Source organism: Couchioplanes caeruleus (genome assembly GCF_003751945.1).
GTDB lineage: Bacteria > Actinomycetota > Actinomycetes > Mycobacteriales > Micromonosporaceae > Actinoplanes > Actinoplanes caeruleus.
The window spans coordinates 258,329-278,180 of the sequence record NZ_RJKL01000001.1; the positions used below are offsets into that span (position 1 = coordinate 258,329).

The 19,852-nt window shown below is 70.7% G+C and carries 18 protein-coding genes, 2 pseudogenes and 1 riboswitch; of the genes and pseudogenes, 15 read left to right on the forward strand and 5 right to left on the reverse strand.

What is annotated here, in order from left to right; translation table 11 throughout:
* Positions 1-2 precede the first annotated feature (2 nt).
* A complete protein-coding gene (locus EDD30_RS40195) occupies positions 3-272 on the forward strand; it encodes a transcriptional regulator (protein WP_244945547.1) in 270 nt (89 codons plus the stop codon).
* A gap of 201 nt (positions 273-473) precedes the next feature.
* On the opposite strand, the gene EDD30_RS01310 is transcribed toward EDD30_RS40195, so the two are convergent.
* Positions 474-2,879 carry a carbohydrate binding domain-containing protein gene (locus EDD30_RS01310; protein WP_143162789.1) on the reverse strand — a complete coding sequence of 802 codons (2,406 nt, stop codon included), beginning with the start codon at positions 2,877-2,879 and terminating at the stop codon, positions 474-476.
* 577 nt (positions 2,880-3,456) lie between these two features.
* On the opposite strand from EDD30_RS01310, the gene EDD30_RS01315 reads away from it, so the two are divergent.
* The 3 genes and pseudogenes from EDD30_RS01315 to EDD30_RS01325 all read left to right on the forward strand — a co-directional run bounded on the left by EDD30_RS01315 (position 3,457) and on the right by EDD30_RS01325 (position 5,713).
* Positions 3,457-3,702 (forward strand): nucleoside triphosphate pyrophosphohydrolase family protein, encoded by a 246-nt coding sequence (locus tag EDD30_RS01315; protein WP_211353784.1) that lies wholly within the window; start codon positions 3,457-3,459, stop codon positions 3,700-3,702.
* Positions 3,703-4,407: 705 nt separating this feature from the next.
* Positions 4,408-4,986: pseudogene (locus EDD30_RS01320) on the forward strand (maleylpyruvate isomerase family mycothiol-dependent enzyme); the annotation flags it as partial.
* Positions 4,987-5,095: 109 nt separating this feature from the next.
* On the forward strand, positions 5,096-5,713 hold the full coding sequence (locus EDD30_RS01325) for a hypothetical protein (protein WP_071807963.1): 618 nt from the start codon (positions 5,096-5,098) through the stop codon (positions 5,711-5,713).
* 122 nt (positions 5,714-5,835) lie between these two features.
* On the opposite strand, the gene EDD30_RS01330 is transcribed toward EDD30_RS01325, so the two are convergent.
* Positions 5,836-6,318 carry a hypothetical protein gene (locus tag EDD30_RS01330; protein ID WP_071807962.1) on the reverse strand — a complete coding sequence of 161 codons (483 nt, stop codon included), beginning with the start codon at positions 6,316-6,318 and terminating at the stop codon, positions 5,836-5,838.
* Positions 6,319-6,486: 168 nt separating this feature from the next.
* On the opposite strand from EDD30_RS01330, the gene EDD30_RS01335 reads away from it, so the two are divergent.
* A complete protein-coding gene (locus EDD30_RS01335; RefSeq protein ID WP_071807961.1) occupies positions 6,487-7,017 on the forward strand; it encodes a DUF6817 domain-containing protein in 531 nt (176 codons plus the stop codon).
* Entirely contained in the window at positions 7,014-8,288 is a 1,275-nt protein-coding gene (locus EDD30_RS01340; protein WP_123678008.1) for a CoA transferase, read from the forward strand. The genes EDD30_RS01335 and EDD30_RS01340 overlap by 4 nt, the downstream gene beginning before the upstream one ends.
* On the opposite strand, the gene EDD30_RS01345 is transcribed toward EDD30_RS01340, so the two are convergent.
* Positions 8,271-8,864 (reverse strand): LysE/ArgO family amino acid transporter, encoded by a 594-nt coding sequence (locus EDD30_RS01345; protein WP_071808086.1) that lies wholly within the window; start codon positions 8,862-8,864, stop codon positions 8,271-8,273. The two genes, EDD30_RS01340 and EDD30_RS01345, sit on opposite strands and share 18 nt — an antisense overlap.
* Positions 8,865-8,934: 70 nt before the next feature.
* Here EDD30_RS01345 and EDD30_RS01350 point away from each other — a divergent pair, with 70 nt between their 5' ends.
* Entirely contained in the window at positions 8,935-9,816 is an 882-nt protein-coding gene (locus tag EDD30_RS01350; RefSeq protein ID WP_071808085.1) for a LysR family transcriptional regulator ArgP, read from the forward strand.
* Positions 9,817-9,827: 11 nt separating this feature from the next.
* The gene (locus EDD30_RS41885) at positions 9,828-11,150 is read left to right on the forward strand and encodes a GNAT family N-acetyltransferase (protein ID WP_084556996.1); all 1,323 of its coding nucleotides are present in this window, start codon (positions 9,828-9,830) and stop codon (positions 11,148-11,150) included.
* Positions 11,151-11,671: 521 nt separating this feature from the next.
* On the opposite strand, the gene EDD30_RS01360 is transcribed toward EDD30_RS41885, so the two are convergent.
* Positions 11,672-12,280, reverse strand: coding sequence for a TetR/AcrR family transcriptional regulator (locus EDD30_RS01360; RefSeq protein ID WP_211278001.1), 609 nt, complete (start codon positions 12,278-12,280; stop codon positions 11,672-11,674).
* 548 nt (positions 12,281-12,828) lie between these two features.
* Here EDD30_RS01360 and EDD30_RS39695 point away from each other — a divergent pair.
* The 4 genes and pseudogenes from EDD30_RS39695 to EDD30_RS01380 all read left to right on the forward strand — a co-directional run.
* Positions 12,829-13,365: pseudogene (locus EDD30_RS39695) on the forward strand (MFS transporter); the annotation flags it as partial.
* Between the two features lie 256 nt (positions 13,366-13,621).
* On the forward strand, positions 13,622-13,960 hold the full coding sequence (locus tag EDD30_RS01370; protein WP_244945061.1) for a VOC family protein: 339 nt from the start codon (positions 13,622-13,624) through the stop codon (positions 13,958-13,960).
* A 353-nt stretch (positions 13,961-14,313) separates the two neighbouring features.
* The gene (locus EDD30_RS01375) at positions 14,314-14,805 is read left to right on the forward strand and encodes a GNAT family N-acetyltransferase (RefSeq protein ID WP_244945062.1); all 492 of its coding nucleotides are present in this window, start codon (positions 14,314-14,316) and stop codon (positions 14,803-14,805) included.
* Between the two features lie 409 nt (positions 14,806-15,214).
* The gene (locus EDD30_RS01380) at positions 15,215-16,012 is read left to right on the forward strand and encodes an aminotransferase class IV (RefSeq protein WP_170047648.1); all 798 of its coding nucleotides are present in this window, start codon (positions 15,215-15,217) and stop codon (positions 16,010-16,012) included.
* Between the two features lie 710 nt (positions 16,013-16,722).
* Here EDD30_RS01380 and mycP read toward each other — a convergent pair.
* Entirely contained in the window at positions 16,723-17,949 is a 1,227-nt protein-coding gene (gene mycP, locus EDD30_RS01385; RefSeq protein WP_244945063.1) for a type VII secretion-associated serine protease mycosin, read from the reverse strand.
* A 111-nt stretch (positions 17,950-18,060) separates the two neighbouring features.
* Positions 18,061-18,208: riboswitch (cobalamin riboswitch) on the forward strand.
* Between the two features lie 37 nt (positions 18,209-18,245).
* Between mycP and EDD30_RS01390 the strand changes: the two genes are divergently transcribed.
* Genes EDD30_RS01390 through EDD30_RS01400 form a run of 3 tightly spaced genes read left to right on the forward strand, consistent with a single transcriptional unit; the run spans position 18,246 to position 19,791 of the window.
* Positions 18,246-18,449 carry a CbtB domain-containing protein gene (locus EDD30_RS01390; protein ID WP_071808872.1) on the forward strand — a complete coding sequence of 68 codons (204 nt, stop codon included), beginning with the start codon at positions 18,246-18,248 and terminating at the stop codon, positions 18,447-18,449.
* Positions 18,440-19,243, forward strand: coding sequence for a CbtA family protein (locus tag EDD30_RS01395; protein WP_084557420.1), 804 nt, complete (start codon positions 18,440-18,442; stop codon positions 19,241-19,243). Before EDD30_RS01390 ends, EDD30_RS01395 begins: the two co-directional genes overlap by 10 nt.
* The gene (locus EDD30_RS01400; protein WP_071808873.1) at positions 19,240-19,791 is read left to right on the forward strand and encodes a histidine phosphatase family protein; all 552 of its coding nucleotides are present in this window, start codon (positions 19,240-19,242) and stop codon (positions 19,789-19,791) included. Before EDD30_RS01395 ends, EDD30_RS01400 begins: the two co-directional genes overlap by 4 nt.
* Positions 19,792-19,852 lie beyond the last annotated feature (61 nt).

The window sequence follows — 19,852 nt, forward strand, 5'->3', positions numbered from 1 at the left end:
GGATGCTCGTCATGCTTGCCGAGATTCCCGAATGCGCCTTCTCCACCCTGCGGAACGAATTGCAGCTCACCGACGGCAATCTCAACCGTCATGTGCAGGTCCTTGCCGATGCCGGCTTGGTCACCGTCAACAAGGGCTACGAAGGTAACCGGCCCCGAACCTGGCTCAAACTCACCCAGGATGGTCGCCGCGCTCTCCGCGCCGAACTGCTCGCGCTTGAACAACTCACCGCACGCCTCAAGTCAGCGGACCTCGACGATCCACAGGGTTGACAGCCACAACCATCCAGGACGCGATCGAGCAGGTGGTCGCCCTCATTGAGCTGCCGGACGGTCGACAGGGCGGGAGGGTTCTGTCCCGCGGATCATGGCCGTCAGGGACCGCGGGTAGCCAGTCACCGACGCGCGACCTGACGGCACGGCCCCGATCAGCGGTGCTGATCGGGGCCGTTCGATGGTGCGGGTGTTCGCCGGTCAGCCGATGACCGTGGCCGGCGTGGAGTTCTGAAGGTCGCCGGCCCGGTAGGCCACCACGTGGTAGCGGTAAGTCCGCCCGCTGTCGGTCCAGCCCTCGGTGTTGGTGCCGGCGACGAGGCCGACGCGGTCGATGAGGTGCTGCTCGCCGGCGATCGAGTTGTCGATCACGAGGAACGGCAGGGCGGTCACTGCGCCGGCCGGGGCCTTTTCGGTGTGCGAAGAGGTGATCCAGTTGCCGGTCGAGGCGATGGTGAACTTGTTCTGGGTCGCCGGCTGGCCGAGTGACTTGTTGTTGGCGTCGCGCCAGGACATGCCGGCGCGGACCACGCGGCCGCCGCTGGTGACCGCCTTGAACGAGGCCACCGAGGTGTAGGTGGTGCCGGCCGTGACCGGGACCGCCTGGCCGTTGAGCGTGACGGTGCGGTTGGTGGCGCCGGTGGTGACCAGCAGCGAGCCGTTGCCGATGGCGGCGTCACCGGTCTTGGCCGCGGCGGTACCGCCGTAGACGGTGTACCCGGTGACGCCGGACTCGAAGTCGGCCTGTTCGGCGGTGAGCAGGTTGCCCGGGACGACGGAGCTACCGACCGGAAGGTCTGCCGCCAGAGAAGCGCCGCGGTAGACCCGGTAGCCCGCGATCGGGCGGTAGCCGAGCGCCGGGTTCTGCGGCACCGACTCCGACCAGGTGACCACGCCGTTAGACCAGCCCGCCGCCCCCGCAACGAAGGTGGTGGTCACCGAGCTGGTCAGGTTGGTCGGCGGAAGGGCCGCGAGGGCACCGTACTTAATCAGGCCGCCGATGATCTCATGCTGGAAGGGGGTTGTGTTCCCGTTGCCGTAGGCGTCAGTGAGGTGGATGTTGGTGACGGAGATGTCGTTGTTGCTGCTCGACCCGATCTGCAGGCCGTACCAGGTGGTGTGCTGGGCCTGGTTATCCCTGATGCTGTTGCCGTACACCTTGTCGCCGTCGCCGATGCCGATGGCGATGCCGACGGGGTCGTAGCCGACGTACTCGGTGGTGCCGTCCATGCCCACATTGAAGATACTGTTGCCGGTGATGGTGTCCGGGGCGTCCTTGTCGGAGTTCTTCACGCCGGTGATCAGGATCGCGCTCTTGGCGGTGTTCATGATCCCGTTTTCCGTGATCGTGTTGTTGCCACCCGGGTAACGCTTGTGCGGGTTGAGGCTGTCCTGCGGGTAGTCGTCGTAGACGAGCGAGATGCCGGTGTTGTAGGTGTCGCGGATCTCGTTCCACCTGACCACGAAGTCGCGGCTGTTGGTGACGTGGAAGTTCTCGCCGGTGTGCTCGTAGTTCGCGTTCGACTTGAGGACGATGTTGGCGCCCTTCAGCTTGTTGCCGATGACGGTGCCGCCGACCACGGACTCGAAGTAGACGGAGCCGTAGCCCTCCACGTCGCGCAGCTTGGCGTAGTACCGGTTCGCGACGACCTTGTTCCAGTTGAAGGTGACGTTCTTGGCGTGGGTGAAGTCGAAGCTGTTGCCCCGGATCGTCTGGTCCCACTGGTTGTGCTCGATCACGGTGCCGGTGTTCTCGCCGCCGCCGCCGATGTTGTCCTCGTCGCCGCTGCCGGCGCCGCCCCAGTTGTCCCACCGGTTGTCGATGATGTGGACGTCGCGGGTCTTGCTGACCCACAGCTTGAAGTAGTTGAAGTTGGTGAAGCGGACCTGCTGGACGGTCCAGCGGTTGCCCGCCTTGATGCCGCCGCCGGCGTTGTTCTCCGTGGCGAAGTCGCTCTCACATCCGGTCTTCGACTGCGCGTCGGTCCAGATGGTCGGCTCCTGGCTGGCGCCGTCGGTGTAGGCGCCCTTGCCCTTGATGCACCGGCCGTTGAGGGTCAGGTCGGAGACCGTGTTGACACTGCCCGGCGCAAGATCCTTCTCACTGTCCGGGTCGACGGTTGGCTTGATGAGGAACGAGTAGTTGAAGTTGATCCACGGCGCGGCGTCGTCAATCTTGATGGCGGTCGTCTTGATGCCCGCGCCGCGCAGGTTGACGTTCACCGGTACCTTCAGCGGCTTGGTGACCGAGTAGGTGCCGGCGCGGAGCAGCACCGTCGCCGGCACGGCCGGGGTGACCACGGTGCCGTTCGCGTCCAGCACCGGGGCCTGGGCCCGGCTGCCGGCGGCGGTCAGCTCGCCCTGAAGTTTGCTCCAGTCGTCGGCGCCGGTCGGGGCGAACACGAGCTTGCACCGCACATCCGTGGCACAGCCGGTCAACGGCGCCGGGCTCACGGTGGCGTCCAGCGAGTACGGCGCATCCGGCAGGTCGGTCGCGGCCAGCGCCGCACTCGTGCCCAGAGGCAGCACGGGTGCAGCAGCCGTGAGTAGGACAGCGGGCAGCACACGCAGCGCCATGCGCATCGGCCGTCGGGGTTCGTGAGTCAAGTCCACTCCATGTCGTCGGTTCCCGGCGGGTTGCCGTCCGGGTGCGACCGGAGTAACGGCGGGCGCGACCGGAACATGAGCATCCGCAGGAGTGATGCTCTCCACCGCGACGCCAAGGCTTCTCAGCCGTGCGAACGACCGGTACGCCTGATCGGCTGAGACACCACGCCGGATGGGCCACAGTCGGCTAGTACTGCAACGGCAGTAAGCAGGCGGAACGTATCGATGATCGGCTCGTTGTGCCGGGTCCAACTCCGCCGACCAGCCACATCGACATCCGCCATGAGGCAAGCGGATCTCGGAGCTGGAGCGCCTGCGGCGCGGCCCGACCCGGATCTCGGGCATGGCGCTGGCCGGCGCGATCGAGCGGATCGCTGAGATCGCCGGGATCGGTGTGGGCGAGACGGACCTGGGCGTGGTCCCGCCGCGTCGGGCAGCGGCCGTTGGGGAACAACGGAACGGCCAGTAGCGCTAAGGATGATCTTGCGGTGATCGGCACGGTTGCGACAGCGGCAAGCTCGTGCGTGATCGTATTCCGGAGATCATCTCCGCCGGTGGTCAGACTCCAAAGGTCCGGGTGCTGGGCGCCCAAGAGCTACTTCCCGCGCTGATCGCGAAACTGCACGAGGAGGCGGAGGAAGTCGCCTCCGCCGAGCCGGCCGCGCGACTTGGCGAACTCGCCGACATCCACGAAGTGCTCGCCGCTCTGACGGCCGCACTCGGCTTCACCGAGGCCGAAGTGGATGAGGCGGCCGCCAGCAAGCCCGCCGAGCGTGGTGCGTTCGCGCGGCGCCTTTGGCTCGACGAGGTGCTCATCCCCTGAGCTTGTGATTCAACCTCTGGCGCGGCTTGATGTTCCACCTACTACGGGCGGTGCGCGGATGCGCCTTGGCCGGTGACCAGGATGAACCCGCGTCGTAGCGAGGAGCTCGCTGCTGGCTTCAGAAACCGGCCGGCGCCGATGACCGGGACAACCGAGGTTTACGTACACGCGCTGCTCAGGCCCTCGTCGCGCCGGGGTTCCTAAACCTCCGCCCGCCCTCAACGGGGGCGCCGCTTCGGTGACACCGGGCCTTCGAGCCCGGCACCACCCATGCTGAAGTGTCACTGTCGACCAGCAGTACGTACGGTGTGTTACGGCCGCCCCGCCGCGAGGGTCCGCTCGAACAGTATCCACTTCTGTCGACGATAGTGCGGTGCGAGGTCGGCCCGGAACAGTTGGACAACGCGCAGCTACCCAGCAGCCGATGTAGTTTCCTAGGCCTCAGAAGGGCAAGGCGTCTGATGCACGTCAAGTCCGGTCCGGCACGCCATGCCGGACCCACAGTCGAATCTGCTCGGCGGCCTGGTCGGCAACGGCGTGCCCCACCGGGCGAGTCTTCTGGCCGCAGACAACGCGCGCCCGGTACCCGCTCCAGCCGCGCTCGGGGCACCGCGCGTCACCCAATGTAGTCAACGCTAGTAACGCGACGAACCCGCCTCCGGTGGCACCGGGTCGGAGCCGGAGGTAAAACGCCAAGCGGAGTGGCAGCACCCGTCGCTGTGCGCCGGCTGGACCGTGCGCGACGTCGCCGCCCACCTGACCCTGCAGCAGATACGGCTCGGCGAGGCGCTCGGCATGATGCTCCGGGCTCCCGGCGGCATGGACCGGATGATCGACCACGCCGCCCGCCGGCAGGCCGCCGCGCTGACCACGATGGAGATCACCGCCCGGATCCGGGGCATGGTCGGTTCGCCGCGGCGCAACATCGGCGTCACCCACCTGGAGGCGCTGATCGACGCCCTGGTCCACAGCCAGGACATCGCGATCCCGCTCGGACGCCGGCTCGAGCTGCCGGTCGAAGCGGCCGCCACCGCCGCCAGTCGGGCGTGGTCGATGCGCTGGCCGCTGCCCAGCCCCGCCACCACCGTGGTGAAGGCGTTCCGGGTGACCGCCACCGACACCACCTGGTCAGGCGGCGACGGTCCGCAGGTCCGCGGGCCGATCGCGGCGATCCTGCTGGTCTCCGCAGGACGGCTGGCCGCCCTGCCGCAGCTCACCGGCCCCGGCGTGGCGGAGCTGACGGCCCGGCTTCAGCCGCGCCACTCCCGATCCAGGACCGCGTAGATCATCTCGGCGGTCCACTCATTCCCGACGCGTGTCACATCACGCGACTTCTCCGGGCACTGGTTACGCTGCATAGGCCTGATCCACCGTCGGCAGGGAGACACCGGCAATGCGGCATCCGTACGCGCGACACCTCACGGGCGTGCTGGCGGTGGCCGGCGTTCTCCTCGCCACCGTGGTGGGCCCGGCCCAGGCCGGGGGAATCCACCGAGGCGACCCGATCTCGGTCGCCTTCCCGGACATCAAGGTGCCGGCGGGCGGCACCGCCATCGATCCGCTGGGACCGAACGTCTGGTCCACGGGCCCGACGAAGCTGACGCAGGTGAAGGTCGCCTATGACCTGAGCGGGGTCGCCGGGGTTCAGCTCACCCCGAGCAGAGACGGCGGCGGCGAATGCGTCACACCGTCACGGACCCGGGTCGTCTGCTCCGATCCGCGGGTGCTCTCGTTCGAGGGAACGACGATCGAGCATTACCTGCCCGTGATGGTGAAAGCCGCCAAGACCGCCGAGATCGGCGACACCGGTACGGTGACCATCACGTTCTCCGCCAAGGGACTGACGCCGATCACCGGCACCAGCAAGGTCCGCATCGTCGGTGGCCGTGACAGCCTGGCGGTCACCGGCCCCGTGGCCGGGTTGATCGGTGGAACCGGCCTGCTGCTGCTCGGCGCCGGTGCGGTGGGCGTGCTGACCGCCCGTCGCCGCCGCGCCCTCTTCGTCGCCTAGGTGGGGACCGGGCAGGCCGCCGAAGCCGCCATCGTCGACCGCCTCACCGGCACCTCCACCCCCTGGCCCACATCCGACAGACACCTCACCGCCGCCGCGACCGGCACACCCTCCACCAACGGTCATTGCGGCGCACGGCCGTGCTCCTCGCGTTCGCTACACGCGACCTCCCGATCAATCTCGGCCTGCTCGCGGTTCGTCCGGCGCGTACTGCTGACCAGGGCGGCGTCGGCGCGTTCCAGCCGCTGCCGTGAACGCTGCAGTGCCGCTCGAGCCAGCTCGAGAGACTCCATGCTGTTGTCGATGTGATGGTCCGCGACGTGCTGCAGACACCGGGCCCGTTCGTCGAGGCGCCCCTGCCACTCGCTCAGCCTGTCCTCGCGCGCATCAGCGACATCCTGACGGCGGTCGGCGATGCGTTCACGTTCGTCGGCGGCGCGCTCCCGCTCGTCCGACAGGCGATCCCGGTCATCAGCTACCCGGTCACGCCGGTCGGCCGCCCGCGTCCGAGCGTCCACCTCCCGCTCCCGCTGGGCGAGCGCGCCTTCGAGCTCGGCCAGCGCCTGCTCCTGCTGGCCGGGCTGCACGTCGTCGCGGTCGGACACGATCCCTCGCTGCGGTGTTTGCCGTCGAAGTGCCACGCACCGCATCCACCCTACCGACCGCACACCGGAACGAGACATCAGCTTCGTGGCCCGTCCGGTCGTGTCGACGGACACCTCAGTGAGGTTGGTGATACCGCTCCGGGATGATCGCTTGCTAAGCATGAAGCCGTGACGACCGGCGATGTGAAGTTCTGGCTGCGGGAGCGCGGCACCGAGACGATCGACCATCCTGGTGGGACGTTGTATGCCCATCTTGGCCGTGTCCACGATCGGCTGGCCGGGTTCGGGCACGGCCCGGACGTCTGCCTCGCCGGTCTTGCCCATGCCGTCTACGGCACCGACGGGTTCGACCTGACGCTGCTGGACCCCGGCGACCGGGCCCCGCTGCGGCACCTCGTCGGCGAGCGTGCCGAGGCGCTCGTGTACCTGTACGGCGCATGCGACCGGTCCCGTACGTGGAAGGTCCTGCCGGAGAACCGCCAGGTGTGGAACCGCTGGACCGGCGTCGCCGCGCCGCTGCCCGACGACCTGGCCACGGGCTTCGCCGACCTGAGCATCGTCAACGAGCTCGACGTCGCGGAGCATGACGCGTCGGTGGCGCAGAAGCACGGCCCGTACTTCCGCTCGGTCTTCACCACCTGGCAGGGCCTGGCCTCGGAGCCCGTGCTGGCCGAGGCAAGCCGGGTGTTCGCCGCATGAGTGCGCTGCCCGTCGCCGAGTGCGCGGTCGCCTCCGTGTCGGCCTGTCTGACGGCCGCGGCCGAGCTGGCGTTCGCGCGCACCGGCCGGCGGCCCGAGATCACCCTGGACCCGGCGCACGTCGCCGCGGCGGTGCGCAGCGAGGTGCTGCTCCGGGATCCGGCCGGTCGGGGCGTACCCGGATTCGCGCCGCTGTCGCGGTTGTGGCGGGCCGCCGACGGCTGGGTGCGTACCCATGCGAACTATCCCTGGCACCGATCCGCCCTGCTCGCCGCCCTCGGGGTGGCCGATGGGCCCGACGACGTCGTCGCGGCCGCGGTGGGAGAGACGATCGCCGCGCTGCCTGCTACCGGAATCGAGCAACGCGTGTACGCGGCGGGCGGGCTCGCCGTCGCGGCCCGCACCGCCGGGCAGTGGCGGGCGGAGAACCCGCCGGACGATACACCACTGGTGAATGCGGTCGCGCTGGGGCCTGCGGGAGTCCTACCGGCGCCCGGCGAGCTGCCCGCCTCCGGGGTGAAGGTCCTCGATCTGACCCGGGTCATCGCCGGGCCCGTCGCGACCCGGATGCTCGCGGCGCTCGGCGCCGACGTGCTGCGCGTCGACGACCCGGCCCGGCCCGAGCTGGACTCGCTGCAGGTCGAGGGCGTCGTCGGCAAGGCGAGCACCACGGTGGACGGGCGTACGGGCGCGGGCCGAGAGGTTCTCGACCGGCTCGTGGCGCAGGCCGACGTGGTCGTCACCGCGGGCCGTCCCGGCGCGCTGGACCGGCTCGGGCTGGCGCCCGGCCGGATCGCCGACCGCTTCCCCGGCACGATCGTGGCCACCCTGAGCGCCTGGGGTACGGCGGGCGCGTGGGGCACCCGCCGCGGCTTCGACAGCCTGGTGCAGATCGCCACCGGCATCGGCGCGATGACCAGCGTGGACGGGGACCGGCCGGGCGCCCTGCCGTGCCAGCTCCTCGACCACGCCACCGGCTACTTCCTCGCGGCGGGTGTGCTGGATGCCCTGACCCGCCGGTGCCGTGGCGGCGCAGCCACGCACGTGTCCGTGTCGCTGGAGCGGACGGCCCGGTGGCTGCTCGGTCACGACACCGTCGCCGCCACGGCCGGCGAGGTGGATCCGGACGCCTACCGGGTGGACCTGGGCGGCGGGTGGAGCGGCGTCAGCCCGCCCGGAATGCTCGACGGGCGGGCGCTGAGCTGGCCGCGTCTGCCCGCGGCGTACGGTGCGGCCCCGGCCGCCTGGCCGCTCTCATCCGACGGCCAGTGACACCCCGAGAGCCGTCATGATCACGGCGATCGCTCCGTCCACGACCCGCCAGGCCGCCGGGCGGGCGAGCAGCGGCGCCAGCCGGCGGGCGCCGATGCCCAGTGCCGCGAACCACAGCAGGCTCGCCGCCGCCGCACCGGCGCCGAACGGCCACGGGTGCGGGTCGTGGTGCGCGACCGTGCCGAGCAGCACCACCGTGTCGAGGTAGACGTGCGGGTTGAGGAAGGTGAAGGCCAGGCAGGCCAGCAGCGTCGCGCGCAGCGTGGCCGGGGGACGGTCGAGCGGGGAGAGGGCGGCGGGTCGCCAGGCCCGGCGGGCCGCCAGCGCCGCGTACCCGATCAGGAAGGCGGCACCACCCCACCGTACGGCGCTCAGCACGGTGGGGGCGTCCGTCAGGACCGCACCCAGGCCGGCGATACCGGCGGTCATCAGGACGGCGTCGGCGCAGGCGCAGACCGCCACGACGGGCAGGACGTGTTCGCGACGCAGCCCCTGGCGCAGCACGAAGGCGTTCTGCGCCCCGATGGCGACGATCAGCGCGAGAGAGAAGCCGAAGCCGGCCAGGACGGAACCCATGACCGCCAGGCTAGGGCGGCGGCCCGCTGTCACTCCAGCTAAAGATTCTTCAGTACGGTTAAAATCGCTTATGACGCTCGACCCCGTGCAGCTCGCCACGTTCCAGGCCGTCATCGAGCACGGCAGCTTCGACGCCGCGGCGCGGATGCTGCACGTCACCCCGTCCGCGGTCAGCCAGCGGATCAAGGCGTTGGAGCAGGTCGTCGGGCAGGTGCTCGTACGCCGGGCGCGGCCGTGCGTGCCGACCGGCGCCGGTCGGCCGCTGGTGCGCCTCGGCGGGCAACTGGCCCTGCTGGAGGCCGAGGCCCTCGATGCCGCGCGCGGCGCCCTGAGCGGCAGCGCCCGCACCCGCGTGGCCGTCGTCGTCAACGCGGACTCCCTGGACGGCTGGTTCCTGCCGGCCCTGACCGCGCTGCCCGACGTGGACTTCGACCTGCGCACCGACGACGAAGGGCACACGGCCGAGCTGCTGCGCGACGGCACCGTGATGGCCGCCGTCACCACCGACAGGGTCGCGGTGCAGGGCTGCCGCGTGCACCGGCTCGGCGCGATGCGATACCTCGCCGTCGCCGCCCCCGAGTGCCACACGGCATGGTTCGCCGGCCGCGAGCTCTCGGCGGCGTTCGCGGCCGCGCCGATGATCCGCTTCAACCGCAAGGACACCCTGCAACACCGCTTCGCCCGTACGGTGACCCGCCGCGACATCGACCCGCCGACGCATTTCGTGCCGGCATCGGCGAGCTTCACCGCGGCGATCCGGCTCGGACTCGGCTGGGGGCTGATTCCCGAGGCCTCCGCCCGTACCGACATCGCCGCCGGACGGCTCGTCGACCTGGCCGGCGGGCACCACCTGGACGTGCCGCTGTACTGGCAGTACTGGCGCCTGGAGTCGCCGGTGCTGTCGGCGCTGACGGCCGCGGTCCGCGCGGCCGCCGCCGACGCTCTGCGCTAGGGTCCCTGGCCATGGCTGATCGACTGCTGGTCACCGGCGCGACCGGGCACCTCGGGCGCACGACCGTGCAACGGGCGGTAGCCGCGGGCTGGTCCGTGTCCGGCACCTACCTCACCGCGCCGTCGGCGATCGCCCGGGAACGTTTGGACATCCGCGACCCGGCCGCCGTGCGCGAGCTGCTGCACCGCCTGCGCCCCGACGCGGTGATCCACACCGCCGCCGGCCGCGACGACTGGCACGCCATCGCCGACGGCGCCGCCCACGTCGCGGTCGCGGCGGCCGCCCTGGGCATCCGGCTCGTGCACGTCTCCAGCGACGCGATCTTCTCGGGCCGGGAGGTCCACTACGACGAGACGGCGCCACCGGATCCGGTGTACCGGTACGGCGCGGCGAAGGCCGCGGCCGAGACGGCGATCCGGGCCATCGACCCGACGGCCGCCGTGGTCCGCACCTCCACGATCCTGGGCGATGGCGGCGGAGCCCACGAGGTCCTCACCCACCAGCTCGCCTCCGGCCGGGCCGACGGGGTGTTGTTCACCGATCAGCTCCGCAAGCCGATCCACGTCGACGACCTCGCCGACGCCCTGCTGGAGCTGGCGACGAACAGGTATCCGGGCATCATCAACGTGGCGGGCCCGGACGTCATCAGCCGCTACGACCTCGGCCTACTCGTCGCCCGGCGCGACGGCCTCGATCCCGCCTTGATCCCCGCCGGCGCGATCGCCGAGCGGGGCCTGCGACTGCCCGCCGACGTACGGTTGCGCACCGACACGGCCGAGTCGGTGCTCCGCACCCGGCTGCGCGGAGCCCAGGAGTTCATGGCGCGCGTCCGGGTCGTGCACCTGAGCGGCCCGGCATTTCAGGCCCTGGCCGACGGCGACGTCGCGGCGGCGAACGCGCTCAGCCCCGTACCCGTCTCGGACTATCTCGCCGGCCCCGCGTGCCGGAGTGTGTGGCGGATGCGCAGTCGGCAGGCCGGGGAGGACCCGCAGGCCGCGGACTGGGTCACCGGCATCATCTGGGACGAGCGCCGGCGGACGGCGGTCGGCCGGGCCGGTTTCCACGCGCCGCCGGACGCCGACGGGATGGTGGAGATCGGATACGCCGTCGACCCGGCACACCGGCGACAGGGCTACGCCCGCGCCGCCCTCGAGATCCTTCTCGCCCGGGCGGCCCGGGAGCCGGGGGTACGCCGCATACGGGTCAGCATCGCCCCGGACAACGTCGCCTCCTACCAACTCGCCTCCCAGTACGGCTTCCGCAAGGTCGGCGAGCAGTGGGACGACGAGGACGGGCTGGAGTTCGTGTACGAGGCGCCGGCCGGCCGATCCTGACCCGGTTCAGCACGGACCGGCGAAGAAGGACACCGTGACCCGGACCGGCGGTGTGCCGCGCTCGGTGAGGCTAATGGGCCTCGTCAATAGAATTGTACGTACTTGACCGCCGGGTGTGAATCTGCACCCGGCTAACGTGCTGCTCAAGTCTATATTCATGGTCATCCGACGTCCGGAGGAAGATTGTGACAATGGGCGGTTCGGCATGTTGAAAGTCGATGCCAGATTTCCTCCTCCCGCGGCTGTGTGCAAATGCTGACGTCAGCGGCGGGGCGGGATGACCTGAGCTTTGCCGTCAACCGCCTCACTATGGCGACCAGACCGTTGAGGATCGCAGCATTGATCCACCACCGCCACCGCAACGGCCGTCACGCCCGCCACTGACACCTTGTGAGAGACCTACTGACGTCCCGGTGAGAATCAGCACTGACACGTTGGCGAGAGGTCTCACGTGCGGCGGCGAGCCGAGTGGGAGCCCGCGAGCCGGCACTCGCCCTTCGGCGCCCCGCGGCCCCGTCACCTCATGGGCCTGGGTCGGCGGGACGGCGAGTCTTGGCGGGCACCGGGCGCAGTCCGTCAAGCATGAACGCCAGCAGGCGGTTGCCCTGCTCGTCGGAGACCTGCTCGCGGACCCAGGCGGCCGCGTTGATGAGCGCGAACATGTCGTCGGCGCCGGCCTCGGCCCGTACGAGACCCGCCGCGCGCGCTCGGTCGAGCAGCCGCTGGCCAGCGGCGGTCATCTGCTGGCAGGCCCGGTACAGCGGGGAATTCTCGTCCTTCAGGCTGCTCAGTAGCGAGGTGGCCAGTCCTCGGTAGGCGGACATGTGTGCTGCGGTCGCGCGGGCCCACCGGGTGAGCGCCTCGCCGGGCGACGGGTGCGTGAGCAACTCCTCGGCGGTGGCGACGAGCCGGTCGATGCTTTCGTGGAGCATCGCTTCGAGCAGCGCCTGCCGGGTCGGAAAGTGCCCGTACAGGGTGCCGATCGACACCCCGGCACGGCGCGCGATCTCCTCCAGCGACGCCTCCGTGCCCCGTTCCCGGAAGGCGACCTCCGCCTCCGCAAGCAGCCGTTCGTAGTTGCGGCGGGCGTCGGCACGCATCGGGCGGTAGGGCGTGTTCGCAGCGTTCACGGTAACCCCTTGCTAAGTTGAGGCCGCCTCAATATGTTGTCGAGGCAACCTCAGCTTAGCCGGCCACGAGGGGACTCCCATGTCGACCAGGGCCACCGCGCCTATCAGCACGGCACCCACGCCGGGCGCATCCACATCCCGGCGTGGCGCCGTCCTGGCGATCATCGCCGCCTGCCAGTGGATGGTGGTGCTGGACAGCACCGTCGTGTACGTGGCGCTCCCCAAGATCCAGGCCGACCTCGGCTTCACCGCAAGCGGCCTGTCCTGGGTGGTCAACTCGTACACGCTGGCCTTTGGCGGCCTGCTGCTTCTGGGCGGGCGGGCCGGTGACATCCTCGGCCAGCGCTGGGTCTTCGTCACCGGCATCGCCGTAGCCTCCACCGACGGCTGGGGCGATCCGGTCGTCTTGACCGCCCTCGCCGGCGCGGTGGCGCTGCTCGGGGCGTTCCTCGTCGTGGAGGTCCGCGTCCGGCAGCCGATCGTCCCGCTGCGGCTGTTCGCCGACCGGGCGCGCGCCAGCGCGTTCCTGACGGTGCTGCTCTTCCCCGGCGGCCATGTTCGGCATGTTCTTCTTCCTGACTCAGTTCCTGCAACAGACGCATGGCTACGGCGCGCTGCGGACCGGGTTCGCGTTCCTGCCGATAACAATCCTGATCCTCGCCTCATCCGCGCTCGCGGTTCGGCTCCTGCCCCGAGTTGGTGTTCCGAGGCTGGCGATCGCGGGCGGTGTGGTGACCACCGCCGGCATGGTTTGGCTCGGGCAGATCTCGCGGGACTCCGGGTACGCCGAAGGCATCCTCGGCCCGGTGCTGCTCTTCGGCGCTGGCGCGGGACTCGTCTTCGCGCCGCTGACCACGTCGATCCTTTCCCGGGTCGAGCCGGCCGAGTCCGGCGCGGCGGCCGGCCTGCTCAACGCGATGCAGCAGGTGGGCGGCGCGCTCGGGCTGGCCGTGCTGGTCACCGTCGCAACGTCGGCGACCGCGCCGATCGACGGAATGTCGCGTGCGTTCGGGGCCGCCAGCGCGTTGACGGCCACAGCCGTCGTGCTGGCGTTGGTCAACCGGCGCCCGACTCCGGCGGCGTGACTGGACGTGCACCGTGCTCCGCGCCACCACACGCGTCCCGCTCGCCGTCGCCCGCGAACCGGCCGGGGCCGTCCCCGCCGGGGTGCTGCTGCAACGGCGCGCCACGACCGAGGCCCGGGACGAGCGCTGTCCGGCGCCGAAAAGTGAGTGGAGCCGGGCCACGACAGTGCGGATAGACCACTACCCGCGGCCACGGCGTGGCCCCGCGGACCTGGATGAGAAGGAGTGAACGATGCCGATCGCCACGGTACGAGGCATGACTATGGACTGCGCCGATCCCCGGGCCCTGGCCCGGTTTTACCAAGAGCTGACAGGCATGGCCCTCAGCTATGACGCAGACGAGTTCGTCGCCCTGACCGCCGGTTCGGGCTGCGACCTGGGCTTCCAGCGAGTCGACGGATACCGGGCCCCGCAGTGGCCCGGTCAGGACGTGCCGCAACAGTTCCACCTCGACCTCCGAGTCGAGGACCTTGACGCCGCGGAGAAGCAGGCGCTGGAACTCGGCGCGGTCAGGCCCGACCACCAGCCGGGCGGCGACCGGTGGCGGGTCCTGCTGGACCCGGCCGGTCACCCGTTCTGCCTGGCCGCCGGCTGACCACCGGAGTCCGCCGCGGACCGGTCCGCGGCGGACTCCGATGTGACGATCCAGGTCAAGCGTGCGGCCGGCCGCGTCGAAGGCGACGCTCGTCTCGGTGATCCGGGGCGCCAGGCTGATAAGGCAGGCGAGACCCAACAGCCCGGTGAGGAGGGAGTCCTTGACAAAGATCATCGTTGTACTGCGAAAGACCAAGGCCCCGATCCTTCTCAACCCCTGGCTGCCGCTGACCCGCCTTGCCGAGCCAGCAGCGACCCGGTCTTGCGGTGTCAGCGTGGCTGCGCCAGTGTGCTGCGCATGGAGATCTGTCCGGTCTTACCGCAGGTGCCAAGAATCGAGCAGGAGGACTGAGAGTGACCGTAGATCCGGGCGAATCACACCGGGTGCGCCTCAGGGCCGTCGAAGATAGCGATCTCGATGTGCTTTTCGGCCACCAGGCAGATCCGGAGGCAGCCGAGATGGCTGCCTTCGTATCGCGCGACCGGGAGCAGTTCGACGCGCACTGGGCGAAGATCCGTCTCGATGATGCAGTGGTCCTACGGACGATCGTGGCCAATGGCGTCGTCGCGGGCGGCATCAGCAGCTGGCAGGACGACGACGGGCGGCGGCTGGTCGGCTACTGGATCGGGCGCGAGCACTGGGGGCAAGCCGTAGCGACGCGAGCGCTCAAGCAGTTCGTAAACGAGGTGCCGGACCGGCCGTTGTATGCCTACGTCGCCGCCCACAACGCCGGTTCGATCCGCGTCCTGCAGAAGTGCGGCTTCCAACGAGACCGTGCACGCGAGGCCAAAACGCCCGATCCTGAGGATGGGATCGAGGATCTCATCTTCGTTCTCGCCGAATAGAACCGACCAATCGATCCCTCTCAAGATCCATCGCCGAACTTGAGCCCGGGGTTGGGGAAGAGCGGTGCAGCGGTTAGCGCTGAGAATGATCTTGCGGTTGAGGTCTCACATATACGACGACACCGCATGAGTCGCCAGCGCAGCTGACAATCACCAGTCTCGCCAGGAGCCAGCTTGCCGTTAACCTCCGGCGCCTGGTAAGGGTCAGGCGGACGAGACCGCGCAGCGATAGCCCCGACTACGGTCCGTGTCCGGCGAGTGGGCCAAATGGGGCACAGGATTGGTCGGGCGCGTGTTGTCTGCGGCTACTCCGGATACTCGATCAGCGTGAGCGCCGAACGCAGGGATGGCCGCATGCGCTGCCCCGCCACTGGGGCCGGCCAGAGCATCGGATGACAGTATGGGCCCGGTGACGCATGTGGAGATCAACGGCGGCCCGGCGGATATCGATGCGGTGTATCGAGCAGCGACCTGGAACTACGGCCACTTCACGTCCATGCAGGTGCGTCGCCGTGCAGTAGCCGGCCTGGCCCTTCACCTGCGCCGCCTGCGCGAAAGTTCGGCCGTGCTTTTCCCCGATGCCACGCCGCCCTCCGACGACGAGATCAGGGCGTTCATCGACCACGCGCTGCGGGATCAGCAGGACGCCTCCGTGCGGGTCACCGTTCTTCCGAGTCTGACGAACGGTACCGGTACTGACGTCATGGTGTCCGTTTCCGAGCCGGCCCGGGACACTCCACGCCCACCGCTGCGGGTTCGCACCGTTCGGTACGAGCGGGAGTTGCCTCACCTCAAGCACCTGGCGACGATGGGGCTCACCTACCACTCCCTGCAGGTTCGCCGCGCCGGATTCGACGACGTGCTCTTCGCGGGGCAGGACGGCTTTCTGCGTGAGGGCTCGGTGTGGAATATCGCTTTCTGGGACGGCGACCGAGTCATCTGGCCTGAAGCCCCGATGCTGGCCGGCATCACCATGCAAATTCTGCGGCTGGGCATGCGAAGGCTCGGCATTCCCGACGAGACACGGCGCTTGACGGGCGAATCACTAAACGGCATGAGAGCCGCTGCCGCGACCAACTCGCACTGCTCAGCCCAGCCGATCGCTGCCGTGGACGAGACAGTCTTCCCCGGCGACGAGGCGCTTACCAGCCTGCTGCAGCGAGCCTGGCAGGAGGCTGTCTGGGAGCCAGTCCGCATAGCTCGGTAGGAGCCTGTCCCAGGTGTGGAGATGCCTCCACCTCGGCCGCGAGGTGACGTGGGCGACCCCGCCCCAGACGTCACGGCGCTCCGGGAGCTGCGCGCGGTGGTCTCCCGGGGACGGCCGGTCACCCTGCCCCCTCCGTCATCAGCCGGCGGTGCCCGCCGCGGCGCGGACCGTCGCCCTCGTCCGGTTCTCCCCCAGGCCGACACCAACTGGCATTCCCCCGCTGTCGGCCAGGCCCCGCGTCACCGAGGGCTGCGCCTGGTCGGCATCCGCGACTACTCCGTCTTCCGCGTGCGCGGCGCCGCATCGGCGGGACCAGGCCCATGTCCGGTCCGCGCGGTCAGCGGCTTGCGGGTGATCTGGCAGCGCAGCAGGGTAGTCGGGCCGCCACGCATCTCGGTCAGCAGCGCCGGACGACGTCCGGCAGTGAAGATTGTCGTCAGCGTCCGTCCGGCACCGATCTTCCTCGGTCCAGGCCTCGGGCTCCGTCCGGATCGCGGCGTCGCCGATCAGGCCGGCTCCGTCCGGATGCTGCCCGCGTCGGTGCCCGTGTCGGGTGCCGGGGTCCGCTGGCTGCTGCGGGACCGTTCGGGCCACGTCCGGTCAGGGGCTACGGGGCCGCCGTTCGGGCCGGGTCCGATACTCGGGGTGGCCGGTGGCGCGGGCGGCGTCCATCGGAGGGGCTGCGGGTGTCCGGGGCGCGCCTGCGGTGCTCAGCCGCCGCCCGGGGGTGGTGGGGTGGGCGGACGCCAGCCGCGGCGGCGGCCGTGGCGGAGCGCCGCCGCCAGCATGATCACCAACACCATCGCTCCGGCGCCGGCGGCCGCCACCATCAAGGACAGGTCCTGGGCGCGGGCGCGGCGGGCCTTGAGGGCCACGGCTGCCGGGTCGTCGGTCACGACCACCTTCGGCGCGGGGGCGGCCGGCTTCTCGGGGCCCAGGGTCTCGGTGAGGGCCCGATAGGGGTTGAGCACGCCGAAGCCGTACTCGTCGCTGCGGGCGCCGCCCGGGGCCGGGTCGGTGGTGGCCAGGATGCGGCGTGCCACCTGGGCCGGGGTCGCGGTGGGGAAACGCTGCTTGACGAGGGCGGCCGTGGCGGAGACGAAGGGCGCCGCATAGCTGGTGCCCTGGGCGGAGGTGTGACCGCCGCGGCGGGCGGCGACGGTGATGTCGACGCCCGGTGCCATCACGTCCACATAGTCACCACGCTGGGAGAAGCCGGCGCGGGCGCCGCCCGCGTCGATGGCGCCGACGCCGATCACGCCGGGGTAGGACGCCGGGAACGGCGTGGGATTGCCGGCGTCGGCGCCGCCGCGGTTGCCCGCCGCCGCGACGATGACCACACCGCGCTCGGCGGCCCGCTCGACCGCCGAGCGCACCTGGTCGCTGGGGTCGGTCATCACCAGGGACATGTTGATGACGTCGGCGTTGCCACCGGACGGGCTTGCGGCCCAGTCGATGGCGTCCGCGAACCTCCCCGGATCGACCGGGTCGGACCCGCCGGGCCTCTCGGTGTCGGTCTGCTCGCTGACCCGCACCGGCACGATCGTCGCATCCGGGGCGAGCCCGCGCAGGCCGGCCGAGTCGACGTGACGGGCGGCGATGATGCTCGCCACACCGGTGCCGTGGCCGACGCAGTCCTGCCGGCCGTCGGGGTTGCCGTGCAGGAAGTCACGGCCGCTGTCGACCTGGCCGCGCAACTGGGGGTGGTCGGCGTCCACACCCGAGTCGATCACTGCCACCCGCACCCCGGCGCCTGTGGCGAAAGGCGCCAACCTGTCCGGGGCGAACATCTTGTCCTCGTACGGCTGGGCCTTGCTGACCTGGGCGGCGACGGCCTGCTTGTCGGGGCATGTGAACGCGCGCGCCTGTGCCGGCGCGGCGGGCATCAGCCCTCCGGCCACCACGGCGACGGCCAGTGCCGCCCTTCTCATCCGCATGCTCACTCCTGTGCCACGACCGCGTTGGATGCTACCGGTCCCGGGCCGGGGCTGGAGATCCACGGCGGGACGGTGGGCACATCGTCAGAATTGGTGTGCGGGGGGCCGCGATTGACCGCCTCACCGGCGCGCCGCTAGGTTGTGGGAACCATCTGCGGCGTCGCGAGGGAAACCGGTGCAACTCCGGTGCGGTCGCGCCACTGTGAACGGATCCGTCGGATCCGTGAGTCAGGACGCTCACGCGCCGCAGGCCTGTCGATCGGGACGCGTCATCCCGCAAGGAGGTCCTCTCCGTTATGCCCAAGGTCCAGACGGTTCGCCCGCTGCACCCCACTACCGTCTCCCCCCGCGTGCTGGGGGCTGCGTTCGGCGTCGTGGCGACCCTGCTGCTGCTCGCCTACCTGGTCGCGTTCGACCAGGGCGCGGTCTCGCAGAGCGGGATGTTCCTGCACGAGCTGATGCACGACGGCCGCCACCTGCTCGGCGTCCCGTGTCACTGACGCAGAGCCGCACCGCGCCCACCTACGGCGTCCTGCTGCTGCGGGGGCTGCTGGCGGGCCTCATCGCCGGCTTGCTCGCCGGCGCCTTCGCGTACGCGCTGGGCGAGCCGAAGGTCGACGCGGCGATCGCGATCGAGGAGGCCGCCGCGCACGCCGAGGCGGCGTCCGGGGCGCCGGCCGCCGAGGACCACCACGGCGAGGATGCCCTGGTGTCCCGCCACGGTCAGAAGGGCGGGCTGTTCCTGGCCACCGCGCTGTTCGGCGTGGCGATGGGCGGCCTGCTCGCCACGGCGTACACGCTGCTGCGCCGGCGGCTGCGCACCGAGCATGACTCCCATGCGGCGCTGGGCCTGGCCGCGGCGGCGTTGCTCGGCATGGTGCTGGTGCCGTTCGTGAAGTATCCGCCGAATCCTCCCGCTGTCGGCGACCCGGCGACGATCAACCAGCGCACGATCAGCTACCTGTCGATCGTGGTGATCGGCCTGGCGGCCGTCTGGGCGGCCGTGATCGCGGCCCGGGCACCGCACGCCGGCGCCGCGGACTGGGTCCGTGCGGCCGCGGGCCTGGGCGGTTTCCTGGTGGTCGTGGTCGTGGGCTACGTGCTGCTGCCGAACATCGACGAGGTGCCGGAGACGTTCCCGCCGAGCCTGTTGTGGAACTTCCGGGTCACCTCGCTGGGCACCCAGGTGACGCTCTGGGCGGCGCTGGGGCTGGCGTTCACCGCCCTGCTGCCGCGCTCCGCTTCGAGCGAAGCCGTCACGGGACGCGGGAGGACGGAGTCCGTGCCGGTGTGAGTGGCCTGCGGCTACTCGCACACGCCCCGACAGCGGCCCTGCGGGGTGCGCACTTCGGCGGCGACGACGACATCGACGAGGGCGGCCGCCGGGCCGCCCTCGCCATGTCCCCGCTGGGCCGCGGCGACCTGTGGGTCTGCGCGCCGTCACGGGCGGCCCGCGAGACCGCACAGGCGCTCGGCCACTCGGCGGCCGTCGAGCGGGCGCTGGCCGATCCCGACTTCGGCGAGTGGAACGGCCGCAGCCTCGACGAGGTGTCCGCGGCCGATCCCGCCGGCCTGCAGCAGTGGCTGACCGATGTCCGGTCCGCACCCCACGGCGGCGAATCGCTGGCCTCGGTCCGCGGCAGGACCGGCGCCTGGCTGGACGCGATGGCCGGCCAGCGGGTCGTGGCCGTCGCACACCCCCTCGTGGTACGGGCGGCGATCGCCCACGCCCTCGCCCTGCCCGACGACGCGATCTGGAGCCTGGACGTGGCACCGCTGTCGTTGACCCGCCTCACCTACCGGGCACATCGCTGGCACCTGCACTTCCCCGCCGCGGGATGACCGCACCGTGCCCATGATCGGCGCGGTGGCCGAATGTTGTCGGTGGGTGGCGCTAGGGTCG

Coding starts and splice junctions, on each gene's coding strand:
- EDD30_RS01350 (WP_071808085.1), top strand. CDS start 8,935: ATGACGCTCGACCCCGTGCAGCTCGCCACGTTCCAGGCCGTCATCGAG.
- EDD30_RS01325 (WP_071807963.1), top strand. CDS start 5,096: ATGCGGCATCCGTACGCGCGACACCTCACGGGCGTGCTGGCGGTGGCC.
- EDD30_RS01390 (WP_071808872.1), top strand. CDS start 18,246: ATGCCCAAGGTCCAGACGGTTCGCCCGCTGCACCCCACTACCGTCTCC.
- EDD30_RS01345 (WP_071808086.1), bottom strand. CDS start 8,864: ATGGGTTCCGTCCTGGCCGGCTTCGGCTTCTCTCTCGCGCTGATCGTC.
- EDD30_RS40195 (WP_244945547.1), top strand. CDS start 3: ATGCTCGTCATGCTTGCCGAGATTCCCGAATGCGCCTTCTCCACCCTG.
- mycP (WP_244945063.1), bottom strand. CDS start 17,949: ATGCGGATGAGAAGGGCGGCACTGGCCGTCGCCGTGGTGGCCGGAGGG.
- EDD30_RS01370 (WP_244945061.1), top strand. CDS start 13,622: ATGACTATGGACTGCGCCGATCCCCGGGCCCTGGCCCGGTTTTACCAA.
- EDD30_RS01340 (WP_123678008.1), top strand. CDS start 7,014: ATGAGTGCGCTGCCCGTCGCCGAGTGCGCGGTCGCCTCCGTGTCGGCC.
- EDD30_RS41885 (WP_084556996.1), top strand. CDS start 9,828: ATGGCTGATCGACTGCTGGTCACCGGCGCGACCGGGCACCTCGGGCGC.